12 protein-coding genes are annotated in these 9049 nt (G+C 65.1%); 10 read left to right on the plus strand and 2 right to left on the minus strand.

Features of this window, described 5'->3' with window-relative positions; all coding sequences use genetic code 11:
• The first annotated feature begins 13 nt into the window (after positions 1–13).
• Complete coding sequence (locus GWQ44_RS13805) at positions 14–1477, plus strand: protein adenylyltransferase SelO (RefSeq protein WP_275927569.1); 1464 nt, start codon at positions 14–16, stop codon at positions 1475–1477.
• Here the strand turns inward: GWQ44_RS13805 and GWQ44_RS13810 are convergent.
• Entirely contained in the window at positions 1461–1643 is a 183-nt protein-coding gene (locus GWQ44_RS13810; RefSeq protein WP_103742104.1) for a hypothetical protein, read from the minus strand. The genes GWQ44_RS13805 and GWQ44_RS13810 overlap by 17 nt on opposite strands.
• Before the next feature lie 8 nt (positions 1644–1651).
• Between GWQ44_RS13810 and GWQ44_RS13815 the strand changes: the two genes are divergently transcribed.
• From GWQ44_RS13815 to trxC, 3 genes are all read left to right on the plus strand, one after another.
• Positions 1652–2092 (plus strand): IgaA/UmoB family intracellular growth attenuator, encoded by a 441-nt coding sequence (locus GWQ44_RS13815; RefSeq protein WP_016962659.1) that lies wholly within the window; start codon positions 1652–1654, stop codon positions 2090–2092.
• 82 nt (positions 2093–2174) lie between these two features.
• Positions 2175–3131: a hypothetical protein gene (locus GWQ44_RS13820; RefSeq protein WP_275927570.1), complete on the plus strand. Its 957-nt coding sequence runs from the start codon at positions 2175–2177 to the stop codon at positions 3129–3131.
• 77 nt (positions 3132–3208) lie between these two features.
• Positions 3209–3643: a thioredoxin TrxC gene (gene trxC / locus GWQ44_RS13825; protein ID WP_016962657.1), complete on the plus strand. Its 435-nt coding sequence runs from the start codon at positions 3209–3211 to the stop codon at positions 3641–3643.
• 51 nt (positions 3644–3694) lie between these two features.
• Here trxC and GWQ44_RS13830 read toward each other — a convergent pair whose 3' ends face one another.
• Positions 3695–4465, minus strand: a complete 771-nt coding sequence (locus GWQ44_RS13830) for a ParA family protein (protein WP_047301238.1) — start codon at positions 4463–4465, stop codon at positions 3695–3697.
• Between the two features lie 343 nt (positions 4466–4808).
• Between GWQ44_RS13830 and GWQ44_RS13835 the strand changes: the two genes are divergently transcribed.
• The 6 genes from GWQ44_RS13835 to GWQ44_RS13860 are packed head-to-tail and all read left to right on the plus strand — an operon-like array spanning position 4809 to position 9042.
• Positions 4809–5528 carry a beta-ketoacyl synthase chain length factor gene (locus GWQ44_RS13835; protein ID WP_275927571.1) on the plus strand — a complete coding sequence of 240 codons (720 nt, stop codon included), beginning with the start codon at positions 4809–4811 and terminating at the stop codon, positions 5526–5528.
• Positions 5504–6325: a lysophospholipid acyltransferase family protein gene (locus tag GWQ44_RS13840; protein ID WP_016962654.1), complete on the plus strand. Its 822-nt coding sequence runs from the start codon at positions 5504–5506 to the stop codon at positions 6323–6325. Before GWQ44_RS13835 ends, GWQ44_RS13840 begins: the two co-directional genes overlap by 25 nt.
• Positions 6294–6566 (plus strand): phosphopantetheine-binding protein, encoded by a 273-nt coding sequence (locus GWQ44_RS13845; protein WP_011058851.1) that lies wholly within the window; start codon positions 6294–6296, stop codon positions 6564–6566. The genes GWQ44_RS13840 and GWQ44_RS13845 overlap by 32 nt, the downstream gene beginning before the upstream one ends.
• A 9-nt stretch (positions 6567–6575) precedes the next feature.
• Positions 6576–6830, plus strand: a complete 255-nt coding sequence (locus tag GWQ44_RS13850; RefSeq protein ID WP_047301236.1) for an acyl carrier protein — start codon at positions 6576–6578, stop codon at positions 6828–6830.
• Positions 6827–7372 (plus strand): membrane protein, encoded by a 546-nt coding sequence (locus GWQ44_RS13855; RefSeq protein WP_047301233.1) that lies wholly within the window; start codon positions 6827–6829, stop codon positions 7370–7372. Before GWQ44_RS13850 ends, GWQ44_RS13855 begins: the two co-directional genes overlap by 4 nt.
• Positions 7369–9042: an acyl-CoA synthetase family protein gene (locus GWQ44_RS13860; RefSeq protein ID WP_275927572.1), complete on the plus strand. Its 1674-nt coding sequence runs from the start codon at positions 7369–7371 to the stop codon at positions 9040–9042. Before GWQ44_RS13855 ends, GWQ44_RS13860 begins: the two co-directional genes overlap by 4 nt.
• The last annotated feature ends 7 nt before the right edge of the window (positions 9043–9049 follow it).

The raw sequence follows: 9049 nt of genomic DNA on the forward strand, positions 1-9049 counted from the left end.
TGGGAGATGGCCGTTGAAAGCCCTCGACGAACTGACCTTCGACAACCGCTTCGCCCGCCTGGGCGACGCCTTCTCGACCCATGTACTGCCCGAACCCCTGGACAACCCGCGGCTGGTGGCCGCCAGCCCGGCGGCCATGGCGCTGCTGGACCTGGACCCGGCCGTGGCCGAAAGCCCGGTGTTCGCCGAGCTGTTCGGCGGGCACAAGCTGTGGGCCGAGGCCGAGCCCCGGGCCATGGTCTATTCCGGGCATCAGTTCGGTTCCTACAACCCGCAACTGGGGGACGGTCGCGGCCTGTTGCTGGGGGAGGTTTACAACCAGGCAGGGGAACACTGGGACCTGCACCTGAAGGGCGCCGGGCAGACGCCCTACTCGCGCATGGGCGATGGTCGCGCGGTGTTGCGCTCGTCGATCCGTGAATTCCTCGCCTCCGAGGCCTTGCATGCCCTGGGCATTCCCAGCAGCCGCGCGCTGTGCGTGATCGGCTCGGACACCCCGGTATGGCGCGAGAAGCAGGAGCGCGGGGCGATGGTCCTGCGCCTGGCGCCGAGCCATGTCCGCTTCGGCCATTTCGAGTACTTCTACTACACCAAGAAACCCGAGCAGCAGAAGCAGCTGGGGGAGCATGTGCTGGCCCTGCATTTCCCCGAGTGCCTGGAGCAGCCGGAACCCTACCTGGCGATGTTCCGTGAAATCGTCGAACGCAATGCCGAGCTGATCGCCAAGTGGCAGGCCTACGGTTTCTGCCACGGGGTGATGAACACCGACAACATGTCGATCCTGGGCATCACCTTCGACTTCGGCCCGTTCGCCTTCCTCGATGATTTCGACGCCCACTTCATCTGCAACCACTCCGACGACCAGGGGCGCTATTCCTTCAGCAACCAGGTGCCCGTCGGCCAGTGGAACCTCAGCGCCCTGGCCCAGGCCCTGACGCCGTTCATCAGCGTCGAGGCGCTACGGGAAAGCCTGGGCCTGTTCCTGCCGCTGTATCAGGCCCATTACCTGGACCTGATGCGTCGGCGCCTGGGCTTCACCCAGGCCGAGGACGACGACCAGAAACTGGTGGAACGCCTGCTGCAACTGATGCAGAACAGCGGCGTGGACTACAGCCTGTTCTTCCGCCGCCTGGGAGACGCCACGCCGGAACAGGCGCTGGCCCGGCTGCGGGACGATTTCGTCGACCGCAACGGCTTCGACGCCTGGGCCGAGCTGTACCGGGAACGGGTCGCCCGCGATCCGATCCAGGGCCAGGACCTGCGCCGCGCGCGCATGCACGCGGTCAACCCGCTGTACATCCTGCGCAACTATTTGGCGCAGAAAGCCATCGACGCCGCAGAAGCCGGGGACTACAGCGAAGTGCGTCGCCTGCATCAGGTACTGAGCCGGCCTTTCGAGGAACAGGCCGGCATGGACAGCTACGCCGAACGCCCGCCGGAGTGGGGCAAGCACCTGGAAATCAGCTGTTCGTCCTGAGTCGGGCGAAGCCGTCCATCGGCACCTGGAAACCCTCGGCCAACCTGCGAACCTGCCGCAGGTTGAACAGGCGCTTGCCGTCCAGCACCGGCTCAACCTGGGATTGCACATGGACCCGCCACTGACGGGCAGGGATAATCCGCGCCCTGATTTCCAGTACCTGCAAGGATGCACATGAACCTGTTCTTCACTCTGGTCACCCTGGCCCTGGGCGTCTTCAGCCTGGTGTCGGTCGTCATCTACCTGAGCCGCCGCGCCAAGTACCGGATGAACCTGCAGGACCTGCGCCTGCACGGTAAACCGCATCGCCGCATTACCCAGGCCGAACTGGACGAACTGGCCAAACAGACCGCCAGCCTGCAACGTATCCAGGGCAGCGGCGGCATGTCCTACGAGCCGATCAGCGACAGCGTCTATCTGATCAGCGGCGGCACCGCGAGCGACGGGCTGGAGCTGCAGGTCCAGTCGGTGAAACACATGTCGATCGCCGGTATTCCCGTGGAATTTCCCTTCCCGATGGAAAGCTTCCTGGCCGACAACAACCAGGCCGAAGTGGTGATCGCCAAGCAGTTCGCCGTGGTCATCGGCCTCAACGGGCATCGCCTGGCCCAATGACGCGCTGGCGGCCTGGCTGCCACCTTCACCGCTCGCCCATGCCACGAGCCCTGCCACCATCATTGTCCTGCAAGAGTTCGCCATGAAAACCCGCTACCTGCTGCTGTTGCCCCTGCTGCTGTCGCTGGCCGGGTGCAAGGAAGACTTCGCCACCTTGCACTTCCAGGACTCGGTGCGCTCCGACCCCAAGGCCGGCCCGCAATACTCCGACCAGTTGGTGCACGAGGCTTACAAACAGAGCATTTACGCCGCGCTCGGCGCCCAGGGCCTGGACCCGGACGCCATCGCCCTGGAACGTGACGAGAAGGACGACAAAGTGATCCACCTGCGCCTGGTGGACTACTCCCTGAGCCCGGAACAACGGGGCCAACTCAAGGCCGTCTTCGAGCAGGTCACCCGTGCGCGCCAGGCCAGCTCGATGAACCTGCATCTGGAGCTGGATAACACCAAGGCCAGCGTTACCCCGCCCGGCCCCAGCGGCCTGCCGGACAGCATCGACGCCACCCTTGAGTTCGACCCGACGTTCGAGATGCTGCTGGACCGCAGCTACGAAGACAGCCTGCAGGCCATCGTCAACGCGAGGGAAATCGAAGGCCCGGTCAGCTGCAAGATCAACGCGCACCTGACCCTGCCCACGCCCTTGCAACTGATCGGCTACGAAGCCCTGGAACAGGACAACAGCGAGCGCGGCCTGATCTCCTTGCTGACCCGCGGCGGCAGCATCGCCAAGGTGCCGCTCAAGGTGCATTTCGATGACCCGGACCTGAGCCGGCACCTGCAACAGAAGACCATCCAGGCCTGGCCTTCCAGCTCGAAAAGCACCCGGCCCGCGCCGGTGCCCCTCGACGAATTCGCCATCGTCATCGGCTCCATCGGTGTCCAGACCCTGACCTCGGCCCTGCCCTTCGACACCCGCAAGGACGAGCTGCAGGAGCTGTGCAATCAGCAGATGCAGGCCCTCGGCCGGCCATTCACCTTTCACATGGGCCGCACCCTGGATCGCCTGGTCAGCGTCGAACTGGCCTCGCCCAGCCGCTGAACCCAGGACGGGCATCAGCTTGATATTCACCCCGGGCGCCGCCATCTAAGGCGCTCAACCTATTTGCGGAGCCCATCATGTCCGAGCCACTGCTGATCCCCTGCCCGCACTGCAACGGCCTCAATCGCATCCCCGGCGAACGCCTGGGCGATCACCCCAAGTGCGGACGCTGCAAGGCCGAGGTCTTGCTGAGCCAGCCTTTTGACTTGAAACAGGGCGACTACGCCAGCCAGATCAAGGGCGACCTGCCGTTGCTGGTGGACGTGTGGGCCGACTGGTGCGGACCGTGCAAATCCTTTGCGCCGATCTTCCAGCAGGCCGCCGCGCAGCTCAGTGGCAAGTGCCGGCTGGCCAAGCTCGACAGCGAAGCCAACCCGCAGTTGTCGGGGCAATTGGGCATTCGCTCGATTCCCAGCCTGATCCTGTTCAAGAACGGCCGGGAAGTGGCGCGGCAAAGCGGCGCCTTGCCTTTGCCACAACTCTTGGGCTGGTTGCGCAGCCAGGGGATTTAACGCGACGCCATGGGCCGCAGGACGCGTCCTGCGCTCATGACGACCTGAGGCTCAGGCGTTTTCCAGCAGGTTGTGCAGGTCGACGAACTGCTGGGTCAGCTTGTGCCGTGGATCGAGATGGATCAGCGGCATGTTGGCCTGGTGCGACTCACGCATGCGCACCGAACTGCCCAGGTACACCGGCAGCACCGGCAAACCTTCGCTGATCAACTCGTCGAGCATCTGCTGCGGCAGGCTGGCCCGGGCCTGGAACTGATTGACCACGATGCCCTCGACCTCCAGGCCCTCGTTGTGGTCTTCCTTCAACTCTTCGATCTCCGCCAGCAGGCCGTACAACGCCTGACGGGAAAAACTGTCGCAGTCGAAAGGAATCAGCACGCGATCAGCGGCGATCAGCGCCGATACCGCGTAGAAATTCAGGGCCGGCGGGGTATCCAGGTAGATCCGGTCGTAATCCTCGGCCAGCTCGTCCAGCAGTTTGCGCAGCTTGTTGATCTTGTGCTTGGCCTCAAGCTTGGGCTGCAGGTCCGCCAGCTCGGCAGTGGCGGTCACCACGTGCAGGTTGTCGAACGGCGTCTCGTAGATGTCGACGTGGTTCTTCTTCGAGAAGGGCCCGGAAGACAGGGTCTGCTTGAAGAAGTCGGCGATGCCCATGGGAATGTCCTCGCCGGTCAGGCCGGTGAGGTACTGGGTCGAGTTGGCCTGGGCATCCAGGTCCACCAGCAAGGTGCGATAGCCCTCGCTGGCGCTGACCGCCGCCAGGTTGCAGGCAATGCTGGATTTGCCGACGCCACCTTTCTGATTGAACACCACACGCCGCATGTCTAGACCTCCCTGTATCAAAGAGCACCGAGTGTAGTAGGCCTGATTGCCGCTTAGCTACCTCGACAGCGCAAGAGTTTGCGCAGTCCTGGCGCCACCGGTCAGGCCGGAGCAAGGCGTGGCCACGGCGGGTTGGCTCGGAGCGGTCGTCGATAGTGGCAAATAGACATCTTTTAGCGGTGCAGATTCGACGTTTTTGCGACCAACAACCCAAGCAGCATTTGCTACAAGCCAGTCGCACCGGGATAATGCGCGCCACTGACGCCTTCGCGTCACTCAGGTCAATCGCCAATCGAAGCGATACACCGCGTCAAGGAAGCCCGCAGGGGCGGGATGAAATCAAGTGATCAAGTTCAACATCGCTCAATGGCGTGCATGGGCCCCTGGGCTCGAAAGCGTGGACGCCTGGCAGGCCTGGAGCCACCAGCCGACCCTGCCACAAAGCAGCGATGCCGCTCCCGATGTGTCCTTTCTGCCGGCCATGCAGCGCCGCCGTCTCAGCCGCCTGGCGCGCATGGCCTTCAGCGTTGGCTGGCCCCTGGCCGAAGGCCTGGAGCAGTTGCCGCTGGTGTTCATCTCCCGGCATGGCGAAACCCCGCGGACCTTCGAGATCCTCAGCGACCTGGCCGCCGAGCAGCCGCTGTCACCCACCCAGTTCAGCCTGTCGGTGCACAACGCGGTGATCGGCCTGTGGTCGATCATGCGCGGCGAAACCAGTGAAATGACCGCCCTGGCCGCCGCCGGCGATGGCCTGGAACACGGCCTGCTGGAAGCCGCCACCCTGCTGGCCGACGGCGCGCCCCACGTGTTGCTGGTGATCACCGAGGAGCAGCCGCCCGAAGCCTATGCCAGCTGGATCGACGACGTGCCCTTTCCCTACGCCCTGGGCCTGTTGCTGACCCCAGGCGACGACTGGCAGCTGTCCCTGGGCAGCAACGACGGTCAAACCCCCAAAGCCCCGTGGCCCCACGCCCTGAACCTGCTGCGCGTGCTGCTCGGGGCACAGAACACTTGCCAACATGCCTGGATGAATCGTGTATGGACCTGGCAACACAAGCACTGAGCGCCAAGGGCCGCAATGCCTACCACTGGCGCCTGATCGCCACCGCTCTGAGCTTTGCGCTGTTCGGAATAGGTGGTTTGTGCCTGCGCCTGGTGATTTTCCCGCTGCTTGCCTGCCTGCCCGGCGATGCCCACCGCCACCGGCAACGCGCGCGCAACACCGTGAGCCGGCTGTTCTGGCTGTTTATCCGCTTCATGGCCAGGAGCGGCGTGCTCACCTATGAAGTGCAGGGCGCCGAGCGGCTCGGGCGGCCGGGGCAAATGATCATCGCCAACCACCCGTCGCTGATCGACGTGGTGTTCCTCATCGGCCTGGTGCGCGACGCCAACTGCGTGGTCAAGCAAAGCCTGTGGAGCAACCCTTTCACCCGCGGCCCGGTGCGCGCCACCCAGTACATCAGCAACGACGGCAGCATGGACATGCTCGATGCGGCCTCCGGGGCACTGCAGGAAGGCCAGACCCTGATCGTCTTTCCCGAAGGCACCCGCACCCAGCCCGGCAGCGCCCCCGCCTTTCATCGGGGGGCTGCGGCCATCGCCTTGCGCGGTGCGAAAATCATCACCCCGGTGGTGATCCGGGTCAGCCCCACCACCCTGACCAAGGCCGAGCCCTGGTATCGCATCCCGCAGCGCCGCGTGCACTTCAGTTTCCACGTCGGTGCCGATATAGACCCACAGACCTTTGCAGCCCAAGGCCCGGCGCCCCAGGCTTCGCGCAAGCTCAATGAGCACTTGCACCACTATTTCATTAAGGAGCTCGCCAGAGATGAGCGATACACACCCGGACCTGATGCTTGAAATCAAACTGCTGATCATCGACGCCCTGGGCCTCGAAGACATCAGTGCCCAGGACATCGGCAACGATCAGACCCTGTTCGGCGAAGGCCTCGGCCTGGACTCGGTGGACGCCCTGGAACTGGGCCTGGCGATCCAGAAAAAGTACGGCATCAAGATCGATGCCGACGCCAAGGACACCCGCAACCACTTCAGTAACGTGGCGAGCCTTGCGGCGTTCGTCACTGCAAAACAGGCAGCTTGAGAACCGACCATGCAAACCCGTGACGACATCTTCAACACCCTGCGCGATGCCCTGGTCGAGCTTTTCGAACTGGAACCGGAGAGCATCAGCCTGGACTCCAACCTCTACCAGGACCTGGAAATCGACAGCATCGACGCCGTCGACCTGATCGACCACATCAAGCGTCAGACCGGCAAGAAAATCGCCGCCGAGGAATTCAAGTCGGTGCGCACCGTCAACGATGTGGTCGAGGCGGTCTACCGTCTGGTCCAGCCGGCCGCATGAGCCGGCTGATCGGCCTGGGCTTGTTGCTGGCCGGCCTGCTTTACCCCTTCGCGGTGTACTTCGGCATGGAGCACTTCGCTCCCTGGCAGTTCGGCCTGCTGCTGGGCGGCCTGTGGCTGGCCCGGGCGCTGACCGGCGAACGCCGCCCCGGCAGCCTGTGGATGGCCCTGGCGGCGATCGGCTTCTGCCTGCTGCTGGCCTGGTTCGACAACCCGGCGCTGCTGCGCTGGTACCCGGTGCTGATCAGCAGCTTCATGCTCGGCCTGTTCGGCCTGAGCCTGAAATATGGCCCCCCGGTAGCGGAACGCCTGGCGCGCCTTGGCGAGCCGGACCTGCCGGAAAAAGCCATACGTTATACCCGCCAGGTGACCATCGCCTGGAGCGTGTTTTTCCTCTGTAACGGCGTGCTCGCCGCGGCCCTGACCCTGTGGGCGCCGCTGAGCTGGTGGACGTTGTACAACGGCCTGATCGCCTATGGGCTGATGGGTCTGCTGTTTGCCATTGAATGGCTTTTACGACAACGGGTAAGAGGCCGTAGATGAACTGGATTGCCCTTGAGCGGCTGTTGCTCAAGACCCAAGCACCGCGAGTGGTCAGTGCCCAGCCCGAGATCGACCTGCAACGCCTGCAAGAACAGGCCCTGTGCCTGGCCGGCGCCCTGCAACAGCGCGGCGTGAAGCGCCTGGCGCTGCACCTGGAAGACGCCGTGGACCTGGCCGTGGCCTTGCTCGGCGCCTGGCGCGCCGGGGTCAGCGTGCTGCTGCCCGCCGACCTGCAGCCCCAGACTCGCCAGCGCTGGGCGGCGGACGTCGACCTGTGGCTGACCGACCAGGACACGCCCCTGCAACAGTTGCAGGCCCAGCCCCTGGAACCGGCCGAGCTGGACCTGGATGCCTGCCTGTTGAGCCTGTGCACCTCGGGCTCCAGCGGCGAGCCCAAGCGCATCGAAAAAAGCCTGCGCCAGCTGGCCAACGAAGTCAGCGCCCTGGAACACCTGTGGGGCGCCGACCTGGGCCCGGCCTGGATCATCGGCAGCGTCGCCACCCAGCACATCTACGGCCTGCTGTTCCGCGTGCTCTGGCCGCTGTGTGCCGGGCGCCCCTTCGTGCGTCGCCAGTTGCCGTTCCCCGAAGACCTGCAACGGGCCAGCCGCGAATGCCCGGCCTTCGCCTGGGTAGCCAGCCCGGCGCTGCTCAAGCGCATGGGCGACAACCTCGACTGGCCGGCCCTGAGCCCGGTACGGCGGGTGTTCTCCTCCGGTGGCGCCCTGCCGAGCGAAGCCGCCGCCAGCCTGCAGCAACGGCTGCGGCAATGGCCGACGGAAATCCTCGGCAGCTCGGAAACCGGCGGTATCGCCTGGCGCCAGGGGCCGGGCCTGTGGCAACCCTTCGCCGAGGTGCGCCTGAGCCAGGACCCTGACGGCGCGCTGCTGATTGCCTCGCCCTACCTGCCGCCCGGGCACATCGAACACACGGCCGATGCCGCGCGCATTGCCGAAGACGGGCGCTTCGAACTGCTGGGCCGCCTGGACCGCATCGTCAAACTGGAAGAAAAACGCATCTCCCTGCCGATGCTGGAACAGGCCCTGGAAAGCCACGACTGGGTCGCGGAAGCACGCCTGGGGGTGGTCGAAGACAACCGCGCCTACCTCGGCGCCCTGCTGGTGCTCAGCGAGTCCGGCCTGCATGCCCTGCGCAACCAGGGCCGACGCACATTGACCCAGACCCTGCGCCAGCACCTGTCCCGGCACTGCGAAGCCCTGGCCCTGCCGCGACGCTGGCGCCTGGTGCGGCAACTGCCGCTGAACAACCAGGGCAAGCTGCCCCAGGCCGAGGTCCAGGCCCTGCTGCTGGCGCCGCGCCCGCAAGCGCCGGAGGTGCTGGAGCAGGTGCAGCACGCCGACGAATGGCGACTGCAACTGGCGATCCCGCCGGACCTGGCCTACTTCAGCGGGCACTTCCCCGCCACCCCGGTGCTGCCGGGGGTGGTGCAAGTGGACTGGGCCCTGGCCCTGGGCCAGCAACTGCTCGAACTGCCGGGCCGCTTCGCCGGCATGGAAGTGCTGAAGTTCCAGCAACTGGTGCGCCCCGGCGACCGCATCCAGCTGAACCTGCGCTTCGATGCCCAGCGCCAGAAACTGTATTTCGCCTACTTCAACGACGGCGCTCCCTGCTCCAGCGGGCGGATCGTTCTGGAGGCCAGCTGTGGATAAGTTGCCG

It is taken from the genome of Pseudomonas sp. 3MA1 (genome assembly GCF_029237275.1).
GTDB classification, from domain to species: Bacteria; Pseudomonadota; Gammaproteobacteria; order Pseudomonadales; family Pseudomonadaceae; genus Aquipseudomonas; species Aquipseudomonas fluorescens_AP.